Raw genomic sequence first — 21998 nt, forward strand, 5'->3', positions numbered from 1 at the left:
GGCCCTTTCTGTTTTCGGGGTGTGGGGGGTCGTCTTCCGGGGCGGCCCCCTTTTTTTCCGTGTGCTTCCCGGGGGCGCGTGCGGAGGGCAGGATCGGCCCCGGCCGTAGACCGGGTCCGCCCACGGCCGGAGACTCCTCGGCGTTCGCGTCCTTTTCCTGGAGAAGCCGCCCAGCGCGGCCGGCGGTCACCGGTTCGTCTTCCTGTGGGCCGTGGTGACGGGGACCGCCGGAAGGTCGCCGGTGACACGTCCGGGGGCGGCTTCGAGCAGCGGTTCGATCCGGAAGGGGACCTGGACGGAGAGCGCGACCGTGGTGTCGGTGCGCTGCACGGCCGGCGAGGTCAGGATGCGGGCGATGATCTCCTGCAGATCGGGGGTGCTCCGTGCCACCACGCGGCAGAGCAGGTCGGACTGGCCGCTGGTGCCGTACACCTCGAGGATCTCCGGGAGGTCCTGCAGCGCCTGTACGGCCTCGGCCAGACGGCCCTGGGCGATCTGCAGGGAGACGAAGGCCAGGATCGGGTAGCCGATGCCCTCGGGGACGACGGTGGGACCGAAGTCGGCGATGACGCCGCGCGCGGTGAGCTTCTCCACCCGCGCCTGGACGGTGCCGCGTGCCACCCCGAGCAGGCGGGCGAGCTCGGTGAGCCCGATCCGCGGGTTGGCGCGCATGGTCACCAGGAGGCGGCTGTCCAGCTCATCGATGTGCATGGCGTCACACTAGGCGATCTGACCAGTCCGAACCAGGTATGACCGGTCGATCTTGCGCGAATCGCCTACTCCAAATGCTCGCTCTTGCCAGCGAATCCGTGAATTGCTGTCATTTCTTCATGTTCGAGGAAGCACAGTACTTCGCGCCGGTGGCGACTCGGGACGACGGTACGGTCGAGGTCCAGCTCGCCGCGAGTCACCCTGGCTTCTCCGATCCCGTCTACCGGGCCCGCCGCAACGCCATCGCCGCGCTCGCGCTGGACTACGTGCCCGGCACGCCCATCCCGACGGCCGAGTACACCGAGCAGGAGCACGAGGTGTGGGCCCTCGTCAGCCGGGAGCTGGCCGTCAAGCACCGCAAGTACGCGACCGCCGAGTATCTGCGGGCCGTCGAGCGGCTGGGGCTGCCCGCCGACCGCATCCCGCAGCTTCAGGAGGTCGGCGACCTGCTGGCGCCGCTCACCGGCTTCCGCTACCTGCCGGCGGCCGGTCTGGTGCCGCTCCGGGACTTCTACGGAGTCCTGGCGGACGGCCTCTTCCACTCGACGCAGTACATCCGCCACCACTCCACGCCGCTCTACACCCCCGAGCCCGACGTGATCCACGAGGTGATCGGGCACGCCAACGCGCTCGCCTCCGACCGGTACGCGGCGCTGTACCGGCTGGCCGGCCAGGCCGCGCGGCGGGTCGAGAGCGACGAGGCGCTGGAGTTCGTCTCGAAGGTCTTCTGGTTCACCCTGGAGTTCGGGGTGATGACCGACGGGGGCGAGCTGCGCGCGTACGGCGCGGGCATCCTGTCGTCCTACGGCGAGATCGAGGAGTTCCGGGGGATGGACATCCGTCCGCTGGACATCGCCGCGATGGGGACCACGCAGTACGACATCACGAAGTACCAGGACGTGCTGTTCCGCGCGGACTCGCTGGAGCACCTGGAGGACGCCGTCGGCGGATTCTGGGAGAGCTGCGACGACGACAGCATCCTCCGGCTAATCGCCGGCGCGCGTCAAAGCTAGGCCGCCCGCGGGCCTGCCGTACCAGGGAACGTCCCGGGTTCGGCAGGTGCTCTTCCACCGCCCCGTCGCATGTCGCGTTAATTGGGTAAGCCCGATTTGCGGCATATGTGGGGTGGTGGGGAACATGACTGGTTCGCGAACTCCGGTCGCCGCTGCGGCCGTGCTGGTCTCCGCGCTGGCGTGCGGGTGCGCGCTGCAGCGGACCGCCCCGCCGGGGGCGGACCGGCCCGCCGAGGCGGAGACGTGGACGCCGCCGTCGGCCGTGCCGGCACCGCCTGCCCCGTTCGCGCCGCTGTCCCCGCTCTTCCCGGCCGCAGGAATCCCGCGGCCGGGGCCCGTGCCGCCGGAGCCGCCGGAGGTCTCCGGGTCCGCACTCACCCGGGCCATCGACCGCTCCCTGGCCGGGTACGGCGGCCGCCTCACGGCCGCGGCGCGGGACCTGTCCACCGGACGGGACTACCACTACCGCGGCGACCTGCGACTGCTCACGGCCAGCACCTCCAAGGTGAACATCCTGGCGGCCCTGCTGCTCGACACGCCCTGGAAGGCGCTGGACGCACGGGCCCGGCGCGACGCGGACCGGATGATCCGCCTCAGCGACAACCACGCCGCCGACCGGCTGTACGAGAGCATCGGCCTGGAAGCGGGGCTGGCCGAGGCGAACAGGAGACTCGGGCTCGAGCGCACCCACGCGCCGTCGGGGCGCTGCGTCGACCTGTACTGCTGGGGCATCACCCGGACCACCGCGGAGGACCAGCTCCGCTTGCTCGAGGCGCTGGCCACGGAGCGCGGCCCACTGGCGCGGGAGGACCGGGAGCGGGTGCTCCGGCTGATGGAGGAGGTGATCCCCGAGCAGCGCTGGGGCATCAGCGCTGCGGCCTGTCCCGGGGAGCGGGTGGCGCTCAAGAACGGCTGGCTGCGGCGCGTGTCCGACGGGCGCTGGGTGGTGGTGAGCGCGGGGCTGATCAGGGGCTTCGGGCACGACTACGCGGTGGCGGTCCTGTCCGAGGGCAACAGGAGGATGGCCGCGGGCGTGACCGCGGTCGAGGGCGTGGCGGAGCGGATCCTGTCCGCCTTCCGCGGGGAGGCGGAATGCCCCGGCAAGGGAAACCGCAGGGCCCTCAGAAAAGGGTCGGAGGAATGACGGGACGGCAAAAAGCCCCCGGCGTGTGAGTCGTTGGCCAGACAACACTCACGCCAGGGGCTTCCGTGCCGTTTTCGAGATGGTTCACATCAGGTTGTTTCCGGCCGGCCAGGAAAACCCGGACGCGGACCGTCTCCAGGCGGCACCATCCGGCATGCCGTGCCGGATGCGCGTCATCGCCTCAGCGAGAAGCTCAGTTCTCGATGATGCCGAGAAGGGCGAGGTCGATGAGGTCGTTCAGGATCTCGTTGTGGTTGCTGTCGTCGACGTAGGTGAAGCCGGGACGACGGTCGTCCCAGTCACCCGCGGACGCGACACCGGCCGTGGCCAGGCCCGCGAAGGCGGCGATACCGGCGATGGCCGTACCGGCGAGAATACGACGGATCATGATGCTTCCTCCATGGAAACGAAACGGGGAACTTCTGGAGACTCCTGCTGTAAGCCGTGTTCGGCTGACCGCTCGTTGTCGCGAATAAACATCTCGCACTGGCCGCATCGCTTCAACGAATTAGCGCCATGTTTCGGTCAAGGGGTGATGGCGCTTCTTTGGAAGTGATCCCGAATTGGTTGCGGCCGACCGATTGGTACCGCCGCCCCGAGATGATTCCGCCGTTTCGCAGTGATGGGAGGGAATTGTGTTGGCCGACCGTTTTGCGTAGTCGGAGGTCGCCGTCCGGGCGCGGGACCGGGCACGAGGAAAGGACCGGGCGGGCCGCGCCGCCCGCCCGGTCCCCGTCCGCCGGCGGGCCGGCTCTCCCGGTGCGCCGCGATGCGCACACCGGTGCCCGCGGGGTCTCCCCGTTCCCGCCGGACGCGCGCCCGGCGGCGGATGGGCGCGCGTCCGGCGGGAACGGGGACGTCCTCCTCGGCCGCCGGGCCGGCGGCCGATCCGTCAGGAGCTCTCGACCAGGCGGTAGCCCACCCCGCGCACGGTCTGGATGAGCCGGTCGTCGGTGTCCCCGAGCCGGGCGCGCAGCCGTTTGACGTGCACCGCGATGGTGTTGGTCGAGGTGGTGTCGGTGGAGTTCCACACGTGCCGCATGATCTGCTCGCGGGTGACCGTGCGGTGCGCGTTGCGCATCAGGTAGTGGAGCAGTTCGAACTCGCGCAGCGGCAGGTGGACGACCCGGCCGTCCACCCGCACCTGGTAGGCGTTGACGTCGAGCTCCACATTGCCGACCACCAGCGTCCGGCGAGCCCCTGAATCGCCGGAGACCGCGGCCTGTAGCAGGGGGAGCAGCTCCGGCACCCGGTACGGCCGTGCCACGCAGGCCGTGGCGCCGGCCGCCAGCGCCTGCACCGCCTGCTCGGCGTGGCCCTCGCCCACACCGAGCAGGACGGGGACGTTCCGCGTCAGCCGTACCGTGCGGATGAACTCCACCGCCCCGATGACGGGGAGGGAGGCGCTGACGAGCACGACGTCAGGCCGGAGCGCTCCGGCCTGCAGCAACGCCTGGGCCCCGTCGGGGACGCCCAGGACCTCCACTCCCTCGCGTTCCAGGGTCGCGGCGAGCTCCTCGACCAGGGGTGACTCCGGATCGGCCACCAGCAGCATGGGCGATGTCCGTGTGTCCCCGTCCACGTCGGGTGCCATCTGCGGCTGGATCACCCGGGTCCTCCAAATATGGTCGAGTTATCCGAAACGGCCGGTGATGTAGTCTTCGGTGGCTTTCTGCGCGGGGTTGGTGAAGATGCGAGTGGTCTCGTCCATCTCGATGACCCTGCCCGGCTGGCCCTGCCCCGCGAGGTTGAAGAACGCCGTGCGGTCGCTGACCCGCGCGGCCTGCTGCATGTTGTGGGTCACGATCACGATCGTGAACTTGTTCTTCAGCTCCATCATCAGGTCCTCGATCGCCAGGGTGGAGATCGGGTCCAGCGCCGAGCACGGCTCGTCCATCAGCAGGACCTCGGGCTGGACCGCGATGGCCCGGGCGATGCACAGCCGCTGCTGCTGACCGCCCGACAGCCCGGCGCCGGGCTTGTTGAGCCGGTCCTTGACCTCGTTCCAGAGGTTGGCGCCCTTCAGCGAGGTCTCGACGATGCCGTCCAGCTCGGACTTGGAGTGCTTGCTGCCGTTGAGACGGAGGCCGGCCGCCACGTTCTCGTAGATCGACATCGTGGGGAAGGGGTTGGGGCGCTGGAAGACCATGCCGATCATCCGGCGCACGGACACCGGCTCGACGTCGGCGGCGTAGAGGTCCTCGCCGTCGAGCAGGACCTTCCCCTCGACCCGGGCGCCCGGGATGACCTCGTGCATCCGGTTGAGCGTCCTGAGGAAGGTGGACTTGCCGCACCCCGACGGGCCGATGAAGGCGGTGATCGACTGCGGCTCGATCGTCATCGAGATGTCCTCGATCGCCTTGTGCTTGCCGTAGTACGCGTCGAGGCCGGAAACCTGGATCTGCTGGCTCATTTCGGCTTTCCTCCTAGCTCTTCCCGGAGGGCGAGCGCCACCAGGCGATGAAGCGCGCCACCAGGTTGAGCAGCATGACGATCAGAATGAGGGTGAGGGCTCCGGCCCATGCGCGGTCGATGGCGGTGTCCGTGGGGCGGGCCGCCTGGTCGAAGACATAGAGCGGCAGGCCCATCTGCGGGCCGTTGAACGGGTCCGCGTTGATGGAGTCCGTGAAGAAGACCGTGAGGAGCAGGGGAGCGGTCTCACCCGCGACACGGGCGATGGCGAGCATGACGCCGGTGGCGATGCCGGTGAACGAGGTCGGCAGCACGACCCTGATGATCGTGCGCCACTTGGGCACGCCCAGGGCGTAGGAGGCCTCGCGCAGGTCGTTGGGGACCAGGCGCAGCATCTCCTCCGCGGAGCGGACCACGGTCGGCATCATCAGGATCGACAGGGCCAGCGCGCCCGCGAAGCCGGAGAACGGCATGCCCAGGGCGAGGACCCAGAAGGCCAGGATGAACAGGCCGGAGACCACGGACGGGATGCCGGTCATGACGTCCACGAAGAAGCTGATCGCCCGGCCCAGGCGCCCGCCCTCGCCGTACTCGACCAGGTAGATCGCGGTGAGCAGGCCGACCGGGATGGAGATGGCCGAGGCCAGCAGGACCTGCTCCAGGGTGCCGAGGATGGCGTGGTAGGCGCCGCCCCCGGCGTCGGTGGCCCCGATGTTGCGCATGGAGTGGGTGAGGAACTCCATGTCGAAGCGGGCGAGACCGTTCGCGATCACCATCCAGAGGACGGCGACCAGCGGCACCAGGGCGAGGGCGAACGCCAGGTACACGAGTGCCTGGACGAACCGGTCCTTGAACCGCCGTGCGGCCGAGATGCGCTGGATTCCGCCGCGGCGGATCCCGGCGTGCTGGACTGCGGTCATGCGGCGGCCCCCGAGTACTCCTTGCGGCGGGCGACGATCATGCGTGCGCCCATGTTCACGAGCAGCGTGATGACGAACAGCACCAGACCCGACGCGATCAGGGCGCCGCGTCCGATGTCGGTGGCCTCGCCGAAGCCGTTGGCGATGTTGGCGGCGATGCTGTTGCCCTGCGGGGTGAGGATCTCGAAGCTGATCCCGAACGTCGCCGGGAAGATGAGCGCGACGGCGATCGTCTCTCCCATGGCACGGCCGAGACCGAGCATGGCCGCGCTGATCACTCCGGGGCGGCCGAACGGGAGCACCGCGGTTCTGATCATCTCCCAGCGGGTCGCGCCGAGGGCGAGCGCCGCCTCCTCGTGCGTCTTCGGCACCTGGAGGAAGACCTCCCGGGAGATCGCCGCGATGATCGGCAGAATCATGATCGCCAGGACGACCGACGCGGTCAGCATCGAGCGGCCCGCGACGATGTCGCCGTCGAACAGCGGGATGAACCCGAGGTACTCGTTGAGGAACTCCGACGGGCCCTGGATGAAGGGGACGAGGAAGATGACGCCCCACAGGCCGTACACGACGCTGGGGACGGCCGCGAGCAGGTCGATGACGTATCCCAGGACCCCGGCCATCCGGCGCGGGGCGTAGTGGGAGATGAACAGGGCAACGCCCACCGCCACCGGCACCGCGATGACGAGGGCGAGCACGGAGCTCATGACGGTCCCGAACGCCAGGGCGGCGATGCCGAAGGACCCGGTGCTGTTCGGCTCCCAGGTGAGGTCGGTGAAGAAGCTGCCCTTGTTCGCCTGCAGGGCCGGGACCGCCTCGACGATGAGGAAGACGGCGATGGCCGCCATGATCACCAGGAGGAAGACTCCGGCGCCGGTGGAGGCGTAGCGGAAGGGGGCTTCACCGCGGCTGCGCCGCGAGGCGGACCGGCTCAGGGCCGGCCCGCCGTCACGGGTACGAACGTCGGTCGCCATCGGATTAGGAGATCGCCTCGATGGCGGTGCGGACCTTGGTGAGCATGGCCGGCGGCAGCGGGGCGTAGCCCAGGTCCTTCAGGACGGCCTGGCCCTCGTCGCTGGCGGTGTAGCCGAGGAAGGACTTGACGAGCTTCGCCTCCTCGGGGGAGAGGCCCTTCTCGCAGGTGATCTCGTAGGTCACCAGAACGATCGGGTACGCGCCCGCGGCCTTGGTGGCGTAGTCGATGCTGAGCTTGAGGTCGTTGCCGGTGCCGGTGATCTCGGCGGCCTCGACGGTCTTGCCCGCGCTCTCGGGGGTCAGCTCGACGAACTCGCCGGAGCCGTTGGCGACCTTGGCCTTCTGCAGGCCGGAGTTCTCGGCGTAGGACAGCTCGACGTAGCTGATCGCGCCCGGCGTCGACTTCACCGACTGGGCGATGCCGTCGGAGCCCTTGGCGCCCTGGCCCTTGGCCTCGGCCGGCCAGGCCTTGGCCGGCTCGTGCGGCCAGTCAGCGGTCTTGGCGAGGAACTTCGTGAAGTTGTCGCTGGTGCCCGACTCGTCCGAGCGGTGGAACGCCTGGATCGGGGTCGAGGGCAGCTGGGCGTCGGGGTTGTCGGCCTTGATCGCCGCGTCGTCCCACTTGGTGATCTCGCTGTTGAAGATCTTGCCCAGGGTCTTGGGGGAGAGCTGCAGCCCGTCCACGCCCTCCAGGTTGTAGACGACGGCCACCGGGCCGGTCACCATCGGGATGTTGATGGCCTTGCCGGTCTTGCAGCGGGCGTCCGCCTGGGCGGGCTCGCCCTTCTCCTCGTTGAGCGCGGAGTCGGAGCCGGCGAACGCGACCGTGCCCTGGATGAACGCCTGGATGCCGGCGCCGGAGCCGCTGGGCTGGTAGTTGAGGCTCACCCCGGGGTTGGCCTGCTGGAACTTCTTCTTCCACTCGTCGATGGCGTTGGCCTGCGCGGAAGAGCCGGCGGCGTTGATCGTACCGCTGAGGCCGGAATCCGAGCTCCCCGTGGCCGCCGCGGCGGAGGTGTCGGAGCCGGGGGTGTTGTTATCGGTGCCGCACGCAGCGAGCGAGAGCGCGCCGGCGAGGGTGACCGCGGCGAGCCGGCCTGCATACTTCACGGTTGGGTTCCTCCCACTAAGTCCTTCAACGCTTCAGGACAGTAGGGAGGCAAAGTGACTCAAAGCCCGAGTAAAGGTGAACGGGAGATGAATGTGTCCGGTCACCCGTGTGGCAGTGGTCCTGAGCAGGGGAAACCTGTCCGGGACGGGCGTCGGCGGGCCGGGGCGGGGCGGCGTTGGAGCGTTTCACCGGCCGGTTCTGGAACGTTCCCCGAAAGGGAGGCGGGCGCGTCCCCGCGCGGGGACGGCGGTGTGCGCGCCGGGCCCGCCCGGCCGCCGGTGCGGGGGCCGGGCGGGGCCGACAGGCGGCCGGGCCGACCGGGACGGGCGGGTCAGACGGGAAGGGTGAGCGGGCCGCCGCCGAGGCGCTTGAGGACCTCGCCGTGCAGGGCGCCGTTGGTGCAGACCAGGCTCCCGCCGTCCAGGCCGGGGACGCCGGACAGGTCGGTCCAGATGCCGCCGGCCTCCTCCACGATCACGGTCAGGGCCGCGATGTCCCATGGGGAGAGCTCGGGCTCGGCGGACAGGTCGACCGCCCCCTCGGCGACCATCATGTGCGACCAGAAGTCGCCGTAGGCGCGGGTGCGCCAGACCGAGCGGGTCAGGCCGAGGAAGTGGTCGAGCCTGCCGGCCTCCTCCCAGCCGCCCAGGCTGGAGTAGGAGAAGGAGGCGTCCTCCAGCCGGGCGACGGAGGAGACCTGGCAGCGGGTGGCCTTGGTCAGGCTCCTGCCGGTCCAGGCGCCGCCGTCGCGGGCGGCCCACCAGCGGCGGCCGAGCGCCGGCGCGGAGACCAGGCCGACGACGACGCGGCCGGCGTCCATCAGGGCGATGAGCGTGGCCCAGACGGGGACGCCGCGCACGTAGTTCTTCGTGCCGTCGATCGGGTCGATGATCCACGACCGGGCGCCGTGCCCGGTCGTGCCGAACTCCTCGCCGACGATGGCGTCCCGGGGCCGGGCCCGGCGGAGCGTGTTCCGGATCGCCTCCTCGACCGCCCGGTCGGCGTCGCTCACCGGGGTCAGGTCGGGCTTGGTCTCGACCCGCAGGTCCACCGCCTTGAACCGGCGCAGGGTCAGGTCGTCGGCGGCGTCGGCCATGACGTGGGCGAGCCTGAGGTCGTCGTTGTAACCCGTCACGGGGGAACGCTACCGCGTCGGCGGCCCGGGGCAGGAGAGGGGGAGACGGATCGGGCGCCCCGGGCCGCGGCGGGCCCCGGGGCGCCCGCCGGGCCGTGACGCGGGGTCCGGTGGGAGGGGGCGCCGGCCGTAGGGAAGGTCAGGGCAGGTCGTCCGGGCGCCGGTCGTCGTCGGCGGCGCCCTCGCGGCTGGACAGCAGGCGGCGCAGCGAGTCCAGCCGGGCCGGGTCGGCGTGACCGGCGGCCGTCCACGCGTCCAGCGCGCAGTCCTCGCCCAGGTGGGTGCAGCCCTTGGGGCACCCGACCGTGCCCTCGACCAGGTCGGGGAAGCCCGCCACGACGGTCTCGGCCGAGATGTGCGCCAGGCCGAAGCTGCGCACGCCGGGGGTGTCGATGATCCAGCCGCCCTCCGGCAGTTCCAGCGCCACGGCCGAGGTGGAGGTGTGCCGGCCCCGGCCGGTCACCGCGTTGACGTGCGAGACGGCCCGGTTGGCGTGCGGCACAAGGGTGTTCACCAGGGTGGACTTGCCCACTCCGGAGTGCCCCACGAGCACGCTGATCCGGTCGCGCAGCCGCTCCCGCAACTCGTCGAGCTCGCCGCCCTTGTGCACCACCACGTACGGCAGGCCGAGCGGCGCGTACAGCGAGACGATCTCCTCCGGCGAGGCGAGGTCGGATTTGGTCAGGCAGAGCAACGGCTCGATGTCGGCGTCGTAGGCCGCCACGAGCATGCGGTCGATCATGCGGGGACGGGGCGGCGGGTCGGCCAGCGCCACGACGATCACCAGCTGGTCGGCGTTGGCGACGACGGGCCGCTCGATGCCGTCGGTGTCGTCGGTGTCGTCGGCGGAGCGGCGGAGCATCGAGGCGCGCGGCTCCACTCGGACGACGCGGGCCAGCGTGTCGGGCCTGCCGGAGACGTCGCCCACCAGCGCGACCCGGTCGCCGACCACGATGCCCTTGCGGCCGAGCTCGCGGGCCTTCATCGCCACCACCAGCGTGCCGCCCGCCTGCGCCTTGGCGGCCCGGCCACCGCGCTCCCGGGAGCCGCGGCGGCCGCCGCGGCCGGCCCCGTCGGTCACCAGGCACGTGTAGCGGCCGCGGTCGACGCCCACGACGAACCCCTGGACGGCGTCCTCGTGCGCAGGGCGGATCCGGGTCCGGGGCCGGGAGCCCTTCCCCGGCCGGACCCTGACGTCGTCCTCGTCGTACTCCCGCCTTCTCAGCGGTCGCCTCCCAACATCCGCGCCCACATGGAGGCGAACTCCGGCAGGGTCTTACCCGTGGTGGCGATGTCCTCCACCTGGACCCCCGGCACGGCCAGGCCGATCACCGCGCCGGCGGTGGCCATGCGGTGGTCGGCGTAGGAGTGGAACACCCCGCCGCGCAGCGGGCGCGGCCGGATCTCCAGCCCGTCCTCGGTCTCGTCCACGTCACCGCCGAGGCCGTTGATCTCGGCGGCCAGCGCCGCCAGCCGGTCGGTCTCGTGCCCGCGGATGTGCGCGACGCCGCGGATCCGGCTGGGGGAGTCGGCGAGCGCGGCGAGCGCGGCGATCGTCGGGGTGAGCTCGGCGACGTCGCGCAGGTCGGCGTCGATGCCGCGGACGCGGCCGGTGCCGGTCACCGCCAGCCCGTCGGCGGTGAACGCGACGGAGGCGCCCATGTCGGACAGGATCTCCCGGAGCCGGTCGCCGGGCTGCGTCGTGGCGGAGGGCCAGCCGGGGATGACGACCGTGCCGCCGGTGACCATCGCCGCCGACAGGAACGGCGCCGCGTTGGACAGGTCGGGCTCCACGGTGAAGTCGGTGGCCCGGATCGTGCCGGGCTCGACCCGCCAGACGTCCGGCTCGGAGTCGTCGACGTGCACGCCGCGCTCGCGGAGCATCTGGACCGTCATCCGGATGTGCGGCTGCGACGGGACCGGCGGTCCGGAGTGCCGGACCGTCACCCCCTTGGGGAAGCGCGCGGCGGCCAGCAGCAGGCCGGAGAGGAACTGCGAGGAACCGGACGCGTCGAGCACGACCTCGCCGCCGGTCAGCGGCCCGCGGATCGTGAACGGCAGCGCGTCGCCCGTGACGTGCGCGCCCAGCGCCCGCAGCGCGGCGAGGATCACCCCCATCGGGCGCTTGCGCGCGTGCGGGTCGCCGTCGAAGGAGACCTCGCCGTCGGCGAGCGCGGCCACCGGCGGCACGAAGCGCATGACGGTGCCGGCCAGGCCCACGTCGATGCGGCCTCCGCCGGTGACCGGCCCGGGGACGACGGCCCAGTCGAGGCTGGAGCCGCTCTCTCCGGAGGAGGTCATCGTGGCGCCGAGCGTGCGCAGGGCGTCGGCCATCAGGTCGGAGTCGCGGCTGCGCAGCGCCAGCCGTACGGTGCCGGGGCCGTCGGCGAGCGCGGCCAGCAGCAGCGCGCGGTTGGTCACGGACTTCGAACCCGGGACCGGGACGGTCGCGTGGACGGGACGGGTCGCGGTCGGGGCGGGCCACAGCGGAGCGGACGACATGCCACGAGCCTACCGAGAGCGGCTCGCCGGGCGGGAAACGCCGGGTGCGGACGGGGGTGTCGCGGGAGGGGAGGGGCCGGCGCCCGGGGCGCGGCCAGCCGGAAGGAGGCCTCCGGGACGGTCCGCGGACCGGTCCGGGCCGGGTGCGCCGGAAGGTGGCAGAGTGGGGGTATGTGCGGGAGATTCGCGGCTGCGCGGAGCAAGCGGCAGCTGCTGGAGGAGTTCGAGGTGGAGCTCGACGGCGCCGACGGATCCGAGCTGAGGCCCGACTACAACGTCGCGCCGACCAAGCCGGTCTACGCGGTGCTCAGCCGGGCGCCCAAGGAGGCGGCGGAGGAGGCCCGGCCGGTGCGCCAGTTGCGCGTGCTGCGCTGGGGGCTGGTGCCGTCGTGGGCCAAGGATCCGTCCATCGGCGCCAAAATGATCAACGCGCGGGTGGAGACCGTGGCCGAGAAGCCGTCGTTCCGCCGGGCGTTCGCCGGGCGCCGCTGCCTGATCCCGGCCGACGGCTACTACGAGTGGGCCGTGCTGGAGGAGACCGGCGCCGGGGGCAGGCCGAAGAAGCAGCCCTACTTCATCCGGCCGGCCGACGGCTCCGTCATGGCGATGGCGGGGCTGTACGAGTTCTGGCGCGATCGGGGGCGGCCCGACGACGACCCGGACGCGTGGCTGGCGACCTGCACGGTCATCACCACCACCGCGGTGGACGAGGCGGGCAAGGTGCACGACCGCATGCCGATGCTGATCGAGCGCGACCGGTGGGGCGACTGGCTCGACCCGGGGGTCCGCGACGCGCGGGAGTTCCTGATCCCGGCCGGCTCCACGGGGCTTGCGATCCACCCCGTCTCGACCGCGGTGAACTCCGTCCGCAACAACGGGCCGGAGCTGGTCGAGCCGCTGCGTGAAGAAGGGGGAAAGGAGTCGGCTCTCTTCTGAAAAGAGCCGGTGGCCGGTGTAAAAACCGTGCTGAGCGGGCATCCGGTGAGGAAAGCGGAACCTCCGCGCGCCGCGTGAGGTGACGCGACCCAAGCCGTCCCCCGTGCCCGGCGGGAGATCCGGGGAATCCCGCCGGGGCAGCCCCCGCATCCCGGAGGTGCGCTCGTGAACGACGCGACCGCGCGCATGCGCCTGGAGACCATGCTCAGCGAGCTCGACCGGTCCATCGGGATCCTCAGAGGAGACCCCTCCGCCTTCCACGATCGGTCCGCGGCCGACGCCGGGGCCGTGCTGACCGAGGCCGACCGGGCCAGGGCCATGCTGGACGTGGCCGTCCGGCAGCGCCGTTCCGTCCTGGAGGCGCTCAAGCGGATCGACGACGGGCGCTACGGCCTGTGCGTGGACTGCGGCACGTCCGTGCCGGAGGGCAGGCTGGAGGCGCGCCCGGAGGCCGCCCGGTGCGTGCAGTGCCAGTCGAGGAAGGAGCGCCGCCGCTAGGAGTCCTCGGGTCGGCGGGCGCTGGCCACGAGGTGGATGCCCACGGTGTCGTCGTCGTCCGGGTGGGCCTCCAGCTCGGTGCGGACCAGCCAGTTCAGCGCGCGGGAGTCGGACGCGAGCACGTGGTCGACCGCCGAGGGCGACAGGACGGTCCGCGGCCGGATCCACTCGACCTCCAGCCCGGCCTCGACCAGCAGTTCGCGCAGCTGCGTGCTGCTGAAGCAGCGGGTGATGCTCCCGTCGGGCCAGGGCACGAGCATGACCTCGCCGGTCTGGCGGAGGTGGGCCCAGTAGTTCTGCTCGGCGAGGATCGCCATGCCCAGCACCAGCGAGTCGACGCAGACCAGTGCCCGGCCGCCGGGGCGCAGCACCCGGGCGATGTCGCCGACCGCGGACTCGGCCATGAGCTCCAGGGACATCGCCCGGTCCTCGGCGAGCACGGCGTCCATGCTGCCGTCGGGGAGGAAGCGCAGGTCGTCGGCGCGGACCCGGCGGACCCGGTCGGCGTCCCGCAGGACCGGTCCGGCGTCGGCCGCCAGCGTCTTGCGGAAGTCGACCACCTCGATCACCCGGTGCCCGGCGCGCGCCGCCTGGGCGGACCAGCGGCCCTGTCCGCGGGACAGGTCGAGGATGGTGGACGGGGTGCGGGGCAGCCAGCGGTTCAGCTGCTCGGCGACGACCGCGCGGTAAAAGGTCCAGTACGGCCCGAGCGTTCCTGAGCCGTTCAGCTCTTCGGCCGGGATGGGCAGCACAAGCGGCTCCTGGCGTCGGGGTTCTCCGGTGGTCTGAAGCTACCTGCCGGTACGTATGTTTTTCCCCGTACCGGCTCGTTCGTCACCTTCTATCTTGCGGGAACAGACGGCCGGGCGGGCGTGTTGCCAACGAACAGCGCAGATCCTTTCGGGAGGTTGGCCCAGCGAATGCTCGCCTTGATCGAAACCGCCGTCCACCCCGGCGATCGGCCGTCCACCGCCGAGCGGGTATCCTCCGCTCTGTACGGTGTCCCGCGTGAGCCGGACTCCGGAGATCTTAAGGGGGTGGGTCCGGTCCCTGCGACAGACGCGGAGACTCTGGAGCAGCGGAGCCAGCGGTTCGAGCGGGATGTGCTGCCCTATCTCGACCAGCTCTACTCCGCCGCGCTCCGGATGACCAGGAACGCCGCCGACGCCGAAGACCTCGTCCAGGAGACCTTCGCGAAGGCGTTCGCGTCCTTCCACCAGTTCCAGGAAGGCACGAACCTCAAGGCCTGGCTCTACCGCATCCTCACCAACACCTTCATCAACAGCTACCGCAAGAAGCAGCGGGAGCCGAAGCAGTCGGGCGCGGAGGAGATCGAGGACTGGCAGCTGGCCAGGGCCGAGTCGCACACCTCGGCGGGGCTGAAGTCGGCCGAGATCGAGGCGCTCGAGCACCTTCCCGACAGCGACGTCAAGGACGCGCTGGCCGCGCTCCCGGAGGACTTCCGGATCGCGGTCTACCTCGCCGACGTCGAGGGCTTCCCCTACAAGGAGATCGCCGACATCATGGGGACCCCGATCGGGACCGTGATGTCGAGGCTCCACCGCGGACGCCGGCAGCTGCGGACGCAACTCGAGGACTACGCCCGGGAGCGTGGCCTGGTTCCTGCGGAGGGTGCACAGTGAGCTGTGGAGAGCACCACGACACCGACTGTCGTGAGGTACTGGACAAGGTCTACAACTACCTCGACGGCGAGCTCGACGAGGGCAACTGCGTCGACATCCGCCAGCACCTGGACGAGTGCGGCCCCTGCCTGAAGGAGTACGGCCTGGAGCAGGTGGTCAAACAGCTCGTGGCCAAGCACTGCGGCTGCGAGCAGGTCCCCGACGACCTGAGGGCCAAGGTCCTCAACCGGATCGACCAGGTGCGCAGCGAACTGACCTCCTGACCTCTAGGATTCCCGTACGACAACGGCCGTACGGGCCGCACGGGGCGATGTCGGCGAGGCCCTCCCGCGCGTGGTGAGGACATCCGGCGCGCCCGGCCGCGGCCTCGTGACGACGAACGGGGAGCGGCATGCGGATACTCGTCACCGGAGGAGCGGGGTTCATCGGGTCCAACCTGGTGGACCGGCTGCTGGCCGACGGACACGAGGTGGGGGTCGTGGACGACCTCTCCTCGGGGAGCCGGGCCAATCTCGCGGACGCGGAGCGGAACCCGCGCTTCGGCATGCACGAGATGGACGTCCGCGACCCCGCGCTGGCCGACCTGGCCGAGGAGTTCCGGCCCGAGGTCGTCTGCCACCTCGCCGCGCAGATCAGTGTGCGCCGGAGCGTGGCGGACCCGGTCCACGACGCCCGGCTGAACGTCGAGGGCACCGTCTCCGTGCTCTCCGCCGCCCGGCGGGGCGGCACGCGCAAGGTCGTCTTCGCCTCCTCCGTCGCGGTGTACGGCCGGCCCGCGGTCATCCCGGTCCCCGCCGGCGCGGCCACCGACCCGCGCTCGCCGTACGCGGCCTCCAAGCTGAGCGCGGAGGTCTACCTGGCGACCTTCAAGGCGCTGTACGGCATCGACTACACCACGCTCGTGCTCTCCAACGTGTACGGACCCCGCCAGTCGCCCGAGGGCGAGGCCGGTGTGGTCGCGATCTTCACCGACGCGCTGCTCAACGGGGCGCCCACCGTGGTGTACGGCGACGGCACGCAGACGCGCGACTACGTCTACGTCGACGACGTGGTGGACGGCTTCGCCCGGGCCTGCGGACAGGCGGGCGGCGGCGGCCGGTTCAACCTCGGCACCGGGATCCAGACCACCGACCGCGAGCTGCACGGCCTCGTCGCGGCGACGGCCGGGGCGCCCGACACGCCGGGCAGCGCCCCCGCGCGCCTGGGGGACCTGCCCGCGATGGCGGTCGACCCGGCGCCCGCGTTCGAGGCGCTCGGCTGGCGGCCCCGGACGGACCTGGTCACCGGGCTGAAGACCACCGTCGAGTGGGCGCGGAGCCGCTCGTCGGTACGCTGACAAACTCCTCGTGCTGGGTTGGTTACGCTTTGCTTGCGATTATCGGTCCATCCCGCCGGAAGCGGTTCGCTTCTGTAGCCTGAGACACGAAATCAACGTGGAGGCAGCGCATGTCGAAGGAAACGGTCATCCGGGCACACCCGGGGATCTCCTGGACCTGAACACGCGCCCGTAGGACCCCTAGGGTGGCCGCATTGCGTGGACTGCCATGGTTTGCCAAGGTCTACCTCGTCGCCGTGATCGGGACGGCCTTCGGGCTGCTCCTCCACGGCGTGCTGGGGAGCGGCCGGACCGAGCGGCTCGACTGGTCCACCCTGCTGGTGCTGGCCCTGCTGTTCCTGGTGTGCGAGTCGATGCCGACGCTGCTCAGCGTCAGGCAGGCCGCGGTCTCGGTCAGCTTCTCGGCCGCCCTCGCCGCGGTGGTGCTGGTGGGCCCGGAGGGCGCGGCGCTCGTCGGCGTGACGGCCGTGTTCAGCGTGCGGCCCGGCCTGCCGCTGGTGAAGCGGCTGTTCAACGGCGCCCAGTTCGCGATCTGCGGTTACGGCGCGGGCTGGGTCTACACGACGCTGCTCGGCAGCCCGGCCTCCGCGCCGGGCATGGCGGGGGCCGACTTCAGTGATCTGATCGTGCCGTTCGCCGGGGCGGCGGCGGTGTTCGTGCCGCTGAACTTCGCCCTGATCGCGGGCGTCCTGGTGGTGACCGGCCAGGCCGACCAGGTGCCGCTGCGCGGACTGGCCCAGTTCCTGGTCTCCTACCTGGGATACGCCACCTTCGGCCTGCTGATCGCCGGGCTGTGGGCGACGGTCGCCTCGATCGCCGCGGTGCTGGTGCTGATCCCGCTGTTCGTCGCCCGCTGGGCCTTCGGCCAGTACCACGCCCAGCAGCGCTCCTACGACGCCACGATCGCCGCGCTCTGCCAGGCGGTGGAGACCAAGGACTACTACACCCGGGGCCACTGCACCCGGGTCTCCCGGGCCTCCGGCATGATCGCCGAGGAGATCGGGATGGGCTCGGAGCGGCTGCGGGCGATCCGCTACGCGGGCATGCTGCACGACGTGGGCAAGCTGGGCGTGCCGACGAAGGTGCTGCAGAAGGAGGGCCCGCTCACCGAGGAGGAGTTCGCCGCCATCCAGCTCCACCCGATGCGCGGGCTGGAGATCGTGCGGGGCATCGACTTCCTGGACGAGGCCTTCGCCGGGATCATGCACCACCACGAGCGGCAGGACGGCAAGGGCTACCCGATGGGGCTGGCCGGGGACGAGATCCCGGAGTTCGCCAGGATCATCGCGGTGGCCGACGCCTTCGACGCGATGACCTCCGACCGCTCCTACCGCAACGCCCGCCCGATCGAGGTGGCCACGGAGGAGCTGCGCAAGGGCGCGGGCACCCAGTTCGACCCGGTCATGGTGAACGCCTTCCTCAAGGCCCTGGACCGGCACGGGTGGGAGTCGCCGCGTCCGGTGGCGGCTCCGCCGGCCGGCACGGCGGAGACCACCACCAAGGACCACGACGACCCGACCAGCCCGATCCAGGTGGTGTCGGACGCGACGATGGGGACGGAGCGGTGACCGGCACCGCCGGTACGGCGCTCCCGGCCGCCCGCGCGTTCCGGCGGCTCGACTCCGGCCAGCTCCTGCTCATCTCCGCGGCGGGCCTGGTGGCGGTGGCGGGGGTGGCCTACACGGCCGCGGTGGGGCTGCACCAGCCGGAGTTCGCGATCGGGTTCGGCGCGCTGATCGCGGCCGGGGAGCTGGCCAGGCTCACCATGCCGGGCAACCGGGAGGTGGCGCCGATCGGGGCCGCCGCCGCGCTCGGCTACACGCTCCTGCTCGACATGGGCAGCACGCCGGCGACCCACTCGGCCCTGCAGGTCGTCGCGGTGCTGGCGGTCGGCATGGTGGCCGGGGCGCTGCCGCACCTGGCGGTGGGACGTCCGCCGCAGCTCGACGCGATGGCCCGGCGCCTGCTCACGGGCGCGCTGCTGGCCGTCGCCTACCGGCCGCTGGCCGGGACGCTGCACGAGACGACGCGGCCGCCCGAGGGGAGCTGGACGCCCGCGCTGGGCGTGATGGCGGTGCTGATCCTGGTGACGGTGCTGGTCGACGTGCTGCTGGCCGCCGTCATCCGGGCCGAGCAGGTGCGCGCCGCGTTCCGGGTCGCCGTCCGCGACGAGCTGCGGATGGCCGTGCCGCTGGGCGTCGCCGTGGCGGCCTCCGGCATCCTGCTCGCGCTCGCCTCGCACAGCATGGACATGGCGGCGCTGCTGGTCTTCGCCGCGCCGCTGCTGGTCACCCAGGTCGCCTTCCGCAAGTACGCCGGGATCCGGGCGACCTACCTGCAGACCGTCCGGGCGCTGGCGCAGGTCACCGAGGTCGCCGGCTACGTCGAGCCGGGGCACTCGCGCCGGGTGAGCCGCCTGTCGGTCGCCGTCGGGCGGGAGCTGGGCATGGCGGAGCCGGAGCTGCTGGAGCTGGAGTACGCCGCGCTCATGCACGACATCGGGCAGCTCTCGCTCCGCGACCCGATCCCCGGCGGCGCGACCGTGCTCACCGATCCGGCGCAGGCCCGCCGGATCGCCGAGCTGGGCGCCGAGGTGATCCGGCAGACGGGGGTGCTGGACCGGGTGGCGGAGATCGTCCGCCGCCAGTGCGAGCCCTGCGGCCGGCGGTCGCCGCTGTCGAGCCGCATCATCAAGGCCGCCAACGCCTACGACGACCTGGTGGGCGGTTCCACCGACCGGGACCGCGCCGGAGCCGCGCTGGAGCGGCTCCGCCTCGGCGTCGGCGGAGAGTACGACCCCGCCGTCGTCGAGGCGCTGGTGCGGGTCACCGGCCGCCTCGCCCGCTACTGACCGGTCCGGGAGACGGAGGCGGCCCGGTGGGCCCGCCGGGACGTCCGGGACCGGGGCACGAGGTGAGCAGAACGCCGTCTCCCGGCTTGTCGTACGAGGGTTTCCGGCCCCGCGCATTGTAAGTTTCCTACAGCTCACGCTGCTGTGATCAGTGCCGTCGGGGGAAAGGCCGGGCCGAGGCCCCGGCCTTAGGGTGGAGCGGTCGAAAGGGGCCACTACGTGTTCGAGTCTGTCCTGGTCGCGAACCGCGGCGAAATCGCCAGGCGCGTCATCCGTACGGTCCGCCGCATGGGGGTGCGGGCCATCGCGGTGTACTCCGAGGCCGACGCGGACCTGCCGTTCGTGAAGGAGGCCGACGAGGCGGTCCTGTTGGGTCCCGCCAACCCGGTGCAGAGCTACCTCGATGCGGACAAGGTGCTCGAGGCGGCCCGGGCGTCGGGGGCGCAGGCGGTCCATCCGGGGTACGGCTTCTTCTCCGAGAACGCGGGCTTCGCCCGTGCCGTGATCGACGCGGGGCTGGTCTGGATCGGCCCCTCGCCCGAGGCGATCGAGCGGATGGGCGACAAGATCAACGCGCGCAACCTGATGGAGGCCGCGGGTGTTCCCGTCGCGGCCGGGACCAGGGAGCCGGTCACCGGCCTGGAGCAGGCCGTGGCCGCGGCGGCCGGGATCGGCTACCCGGTCATGGTGAAGGCCGCGGGCGGGGGCGGCGGCATCGGCATGGGCGTCGCCCGCGACGAGGCGGAGCTGGCCAAGGCGTTCGAGACGGCGGCGCGGGCCGCCGCCCGCTTCGGCGCCGCCGGGCGGGACGGCGCCTCCGCGGGGCCCGCCATCCTGCTCGAGCGCTACATAGAGCGCGCCCGCCACGTCGAGGTGCAGATCCTCGGTTTCCCGGACGGCACGGTCGTCGCGCTGGGCGAGCGCGACTGCTCGGTGCAGCGCCGCCACCAGAAGGTCGTGGAGGAGACGCCGTCGCCCGGCATCACCCCGCGGCTGCGCGAGCGCATGCTGGCGGCGGCCGTGCGGGCGGGCGAGGCGGTGGGATACCTCGGGGCCGGGACCGTGGAGTGCCTGGTCGACGCGGACGCGCAGGACTTCGTCTTCCTGGAGATGAACACCCGGCTCCAGGTGGAGCACCCGGTGACCGAGCTGGTCACGGGGGTGGACCTGGTGGAGCAGCAGCTGCGCATCGCCGCGGGGGAGGCGGAGCCGCCGCCGGTGGCGCCCTCCGGCCACGCGATCGAGTTCCGGGTCTACGCGGAGGACCCCCGGCGGTTCCTGCCCGGACCGGGGAAGATCGACGTGTGGGAGGAGCCCTCCGGGGAGGGTGTGCGGGTCGACTCCGGCTACGCCGCGGGCACCGCGGTCACGCCGTTCTACGACCCGCTCATGGCCAAGCTCTGCGTGTACGGCCGGACCCGGGACGAGGCGCTGGAGCGGGCGCGCAAGGCCGTGGCGGGCTTCCAGATCGAGGGGCCCAAGCACAACCTGCCGTTCTGCGCGGAGCTGCTGGAGCACCCCGAGTTCGTCGCCGGAGATTACGACACCGGGCTGGTGTCCCGGATGAGGGCCTGATCCGCGCGGGCGCGTGCGGTGCGGCGGGCCCGGGGAACGGGCGCGTGCGGCCGCGGCCCGCGCGGGCCGGATCGAGCATGAACGTCGAGAGTGACAGTGAGGGAGTTCGCGGTGGTTGAGGTACGCGCGGAGATGGTGGCGAACGTCTGGAAGGTCCTCGTCTCCGAGGGCGACACCGTGGCGGACGGCGACACGCTGGTCATCCTGGAGTCGATGAAGATGGAGATCCCGGTCATCGCGGAGGACGACGGCGTGGTGGCCCAGATCAAGGTGGCCGAGGGCGATGTGATCCAGGAGGGCGATCTCATCGCCGTCATCGAGTAGCTCCGCCGAGCGCCGTCCGCGGCCGTCCGGACGGGTGACCGCCGGGCGGCCGCGGACGGCGGCCCGGCCCGGGTGCTCCCGCGCCGTGCCCGCCCACGGGTACGGCGGGGGCGGTCAGCCGGAGAGCCGGGCGAGGAAGCGCTCGCGGTCGACGACCACGCGCTCGATCGTGCCGGTCGCGACGGTGGCCCGGGCGTCCCGGGCGGTGAAGGCGAAGACCAGGCGGCGGCCGTCGACCTCGGTGAGCTCGGCGGCGATCTCGACGTGGGTGCCGATCGGACTGGCCGCCAGATGCTCCAGGGCGACCCTGGTGCCCACGGAGGTCTGGCCGGGCTCCAGCGCGTCCGCGACCGCCCGGACGGTGGCCTGCTCGGCGAGGGCGAGCAGGCGGGGGGTGCCCAGCACGGGGACGTCGCCGCTGCCGACCTTCATCGCGGTGTCGCTCTTCTCGACCATGATGAGGAGCCGGGCGTGCAGACCGGGAGCGAGCGTCATGAGGGCCAGCATAGGGTCTGGGCTGTGACGCGATATCGGAACCCGTACTGCGATCACTGCGGAGGTCCGGCGGACGGCGCCGACCACGGCCCCTGCCGGGCCGCGCGGGAGCTGGAGCCGCCGCGCTACTGCGCCCGCTGCCGGCGCCGGATGGTGGTGCAGGTGACGCCTGCGGGCTGGTCGGCCCGCTGCGCCGAGCACGGCACGCTGAGCGGCTGAGGGCGTCCGGCCGGACGCCCGCTCCCGCGTATCCTCTTCCTGGCGTCCGTTCCGTGGTGGAGAGTCCTCACATCGGAGATCTGGAAGGCAGGTCGGGGTTGCCCGTTTCTGGCCCGGGTCGCGTATCTTGACCAGCAAACTGTATAAATAGCCCCGAAGCTTGGACTTTTGTGTCATGCTGCCGCTCGCGCCCCACGA

24 protein-coding genes are annotated in these 21998 nt (G+C 71.8%); 12 read left to right on the plus strand and 12 right to left on the minus strand.

What is annotated here, in order from left to right:
* Positions 1-186: 186 nt before the first annotated feature.
* The gene (locus tag ABD823_RS27735; protein ID WP_344864662.1) at positions 187-711 is read right to left on the minus strand and encodes an Lrp/AsnC family transcriptional regulator; all 525 of its coding nucleotides are present in this window, start codon (positions 709-711) and stop codon (positions 187-189) included.
* A 119-nt stretch (positions 712-830) separates the two neighbouring features.
* Here ABD823_RS27735 and ABD823_RS27740 point away from each other — a divergent pair, with 119 nt between their 5' ends.
* Positions 831-1724, plus strand: a complete 894-nt coding sequence (locus ABD823_RS27740) for a phenylalanine 4-monooxygenase (RefSeq protein ID WP_344864664.1) — start codon at positions 831-833, stop codon at positions 1722-1724.
* A gap of 124 nt (positions 1725-1848) precedes the next feature.
* Entirely contained in the window at positions 1849-2868 is a 1020-nt protein-coding gene (locus tag ABD823_RS27745; protein WP_344864666.1) for a serine hydrolase, read from the plus strand.
* Positions 2869-3061: 193 nt separating this feature from the next.
* Here the strand turns inward: ABD823_RS27745 and ABD823_RS27750 are convergent, their stop codons facing one another.
* From ABD823_RS27750 to aroA, 9 genes are all read right to left on the minus strand, one after another.
* Positions 3062-3256, minus strand: a complete 195-nt coding sequence (locus ABD823_RS27750) for a hypothetical protein (protein WP_344864668.1) — start codon at positions 3254-3256, stop codon at positions 3062-3064.
* 504 nt (positions 3257-3760) lie between these two features.
* Positions 3761-4477 (minus strand): response regulator transcription factor, encoded by a 717-nt coding sequence (locus ABD823_RS27755; RefSeq protein ID WP_344864669.1) that lies wholly within the window; start codon positions 4475-4477, stop codon positions 3761-3763.
* Positions 4478-4501: 24 nt separating this feature from the next.
* Positions 4502-5281, minus strand: coding sequence for a phosphate ABC transporter ATP-binding protein PstB (pstB, locus tag ABD823_RS27760; RefSeq protein WP_344864671.1), 780 nt, complete (start codon positions 5279-5281; stop codon positions 4502-4504).
* A gap of 13 nt (positions 5282-5294) precedes the next feature.
* Positions 5295-6200, minus strand: a complete 906-nt coding sequence (gene pstA, locus ABD823_RS27765; protein ID WP_344864673.1) for a phosphate ABC transporter permease PstA — start codon at positions 6198-6200, stop codon at positions 5295-5297.
* On the minus strand, positions 6197-7174 hold the full coding sequence (pstC, locus tag ABD823_RS27770; RefSeq protein WP_344864675.1) for a phosphate ABC transporter permease subunit PstC: 978 nt from the start codon (positions 7172-7174) through the stop codon (positions 6197-6199). The genes pstA and pstC overlap by 4 nt, the downstream gene beginning before the upstream one ends.
* A 4-nt stretch (positions 7175-7178) precedes the next feature.
* A complete protein-coding gene (pstS, locus tag ABD823_RS27775) occupies positions 7179-8285 on the minus strand; it encodes a phosphate ABC transporter substrate-binding protein PstS (protein WP_344864676.1) in 1107 nt (368 codons plus the stop codon).
* Positions 8286-8617: 332 nt separating this feature from the next.
* Positions 8618-9421: a histidinol-phosphatase gene (gene hisN, locus ABD823_RS27780; protein ID WP_344864678.1), complete on the minus strand. Its 804-nt coding sequence runs from the start codon at positions 9419-9421 to the stop codon at positions 8618-8620.
* A 139-nt stretch (positions 9422-9560) separates the two neighbouring features.
* Positions 9561-10646 (minus strand): ribosome small subunit-dependent GTPase A, encoded by a 1086-nt coding sequence (rsgA, locus tag ABD823_RS27785; RefSeq protein ID WP_344864739.1) that lies wholly within the window; start codon positions 10644-10646, stop codon positions 9561-9563.
* The gene (gene aroA, locus ABD823_RS27790) at positions 10643-11923 is read right to left on the minus strand and encodes a 3-phosphoshikimate 1-carboxyvinyltransferase (RefSeq protein ID WP_344864680.1); all 1281 of its coding nucleotides are present in this window, start codon (positions 11921-11923) and stop codon (positions 10643-10645) included. The genes rsgA and aroA overlap by 4 nt, the downstream gene beginning before the upstream one ends.
* 171 nt (positions 11924-12094) lie before the next feature.
* Here aroA and ABD823_RS27795 point away from each other — a divergent pair, with 171 nt between their 5' ends.
* Both ABD823_RS27795 and ABD823_RS27800 read left to right on the plus strand, forming a co-directional pair.
* Positions 12095-12859: an SOS response-associated peptidase gene (locus tag ABD823_RS27795; protein ID WP_344864682.1), complete on the plus strand. Its 765-nt coding sequence runs from the start codon at positions 12095-12097 to the stop codon at positions 12857-12859.
* A 165-nt stretch (positions 12860-13024) separates the two neighbouring features.
* Positions 13025-13357, plus strand: coding sequence for a TraR/DksA family transcriptional regulator (locus tag ABD823_RS27800; RefSeq protein ID WP_344864684.1), 333 nt, complete (start codon positions 13025-13027; stop codon positions 13355-13357).
* Here the strand turns inward: ABD823_RS27800 and ABD823_RS27805 are convergent.
* Positions 13354-14109: a class I SAM-dependent methyltransferase gene (locus ABD823_RS27805; RefSeq protein WP_344864686.1), complete on the minus strand. Its 756-nt coding sequence runs from the start codon at positions 14107-14109 to the stop codon at positions 13354-13356. The two genes, ABD823_RS27800 and ABD823_RS27805, sit on opposite strands and share 4 nt — an antisense overlap.
* A gap of 285 nt (positions 14110-14394) precedes the next feature.
* Here ABD823_RS27805 and ABD823_RS27810 point away from each other — a divergent pair, with 285 nt between their 5' ends.
* The 7 genes from ABD823_RS27810 (at position 14395) to ABD823_RS27840 (ending at position 21086) form a co-directional block, all read left to right on the plus strand.
* Positions 14395-15000: a sigma-70 family RNA polymerase sigma factor gene (locus ABD823_RS27810; RefSeq protein WP_344864687.1), complete on the plus strand. Its 606-nt coding sequence runs from the start codon at positions 14395-14397 to the stop codon at positions 14998-15000.
* Entirely contained in the window at positions 14997-15263 is a 267-nt protein-coding gene (rsrA, locus tag ABD823_RS27815) for a mycothiol system anti-sigma-R factor (RefSeq protein ID WP_344864689.1), read from the plus strand. Before ABD823_RS27810 ends, rsrA begins: the two co-directional genes overlap by 4 nt.
* Before the next feature lie 128 nt (positions 15264-15391).
* On the plus strand, positions 15392-16336 hold the full coding sequence (locus ABD823_RS27820; protein WP_344864691.1) for an NAD-dependent epimerase/dehydratase family protein: 945 nt from the start codon (positions 15392-15394) through the stop codon (positions 16334-16336).
* Between the two features lie 194 nt (positions 16337-16530).
* Positions 16531-17904 carry an HD-GYP domain-containing protein gene (locus ABD823_RS27825; RefSeq protein ID WP_344864693.1) on the plus strand — a complete coding sequence of 458 codons (1374 nt, stop codon included), beginning with the start codon at positions 16531-16533 and terminating at the stop codon, positions 17902-17904.
* Positions 17901-19187: an HD-GYP domain-containing protein gene (locus ABD823_RS27830; RefSeq protein ID WP_344864695.1), complete on the plus strand. Its 1287-nt coding sequence runs from the start codon at positions 17901-17903 to the stop codon at positions 19185-19187. The genes ABD823_RS27825 and ABD823_RS27830 overlap by 4 nt, the downstream gene beginning before the upstream one ends.
* Before the next feature lie 219 nt (positions 19188-19406).
* Positions 19407-20762, plus strand: coding sequence for an acetyl-CoA carboxylase biotin carboxylase subunit (locus ABD823_RS27835; protein ID WP_344864697.1), 1356 nt, complete (start codon positions 19407-19409; stop codon positions 20760-20762).
* Between the two features lie 111 nt (positions 20763-20873).
* A complete protein-coding gene (locus ABD823_RS27840) occupies positions 20874-21086 on the plus strand; it encodes a biotin/lipoyl-binding carrier protein (protein ID WP_344864699.1) in 213 nt (70 codons plus the stop codon).
* Between the two features lie 114 nt (positions 21087-21200).
* Here the strand turns inward: ABD823_RS27840 and ABD823_RS27845 are convergent, their stop codons facing one another.
* Positions 21201-21581 carry a thioesterase family protein gene (locus ABD823_RS27845; protein WP_344864701.1) on the minus strand — a complete coding sequence of 127 codons (381 nt, stop codon included), beginning with the start codon at positions 21579-21581 and terminating at the stop codon, positions 21201-21203.
* Between the two features lie 24 nt (positions 21582-21605).
* Between ABD823_RS27845 and bsaP the strand changes: the two genes are divergently transcribed.
* Entirely contained in the window at positions 21606-21800 is a 195-nt protein-coding gene (gene bsaP, locus ABD823_RS27850) for a biotin synthase auxiliary protein BsaP (RefSeq protein ID WP_344864703.1), read from the plus strand.
* Positions 21801-21998 lie beyond the last annotated feature (198 nt).

Origin of the sequence: Planomonospora alba (genome assembly GCF_039534085.1) — a bacterium.
Classification (GTDB): domain Bacteria; phylum Actinomycetota; class Actinomycetes; order Streptosporangiales; family Streptosporangiaceae; genus Planomonospora_B; species Planomonospora_B alba.